Here is a 415-nt window from a genome sequence, read left to right on the forward strand (position 1 = left end):
AGCAATTCTCTAAGTGATTCACTTTCAGATAGTCATTCTCTAAGCGATTCACTTTCAGACAGCAATTCATTAAGTGATTTACTTTCAGATAGTCATTCTCTAAGTGACTCGCTTTCAGACAGCAATTCTCTAAGCGATTCAATCTCAGACAGTGGTTCACTAAGTGACTCGCTTTCAGACAACAATTCATTAAGTGATTCACTCTCCGATAGTGATTCCTTAAGTGATTCATTATCAGACAGCAATTCTCTAAGTGATTCACTTTCAGATAGTCATTCTCTAAGCGATTCAATCTCAGACAGCGATTCTCTGAGTGATTCATTATCAGAGAGTGATTCTTTGAGCGACTCAATCTCAGACAGTGATTCATTAAGTGATTCACTTTCAGATAGTCATTCTCTAAGCGATTCAATCT

The 415-nt window shown here is 37.1% G+C and carries 1 protein-coding gene; it reads left to right on the forward strand.

All coding sequences use genetic code 11. The features are described from left to right. Window positions 1-415, forward strand: a 415-nt coding sequence (locus tag IAE51_RS12375) for a hypothetical protein (RefSeq protein WP_305067134.1), incomplete at both ends; no start/stop codon positions are given.

Source organism: Lactococcus sp. S64, from assembly GCF_016516525.1.
Taxonomy (GTDB): Bacteria; Bacillota; Bacilli; order Lactobacillales; family Streptococcaceae; genus Lactococcus; species Lactococcus lactis.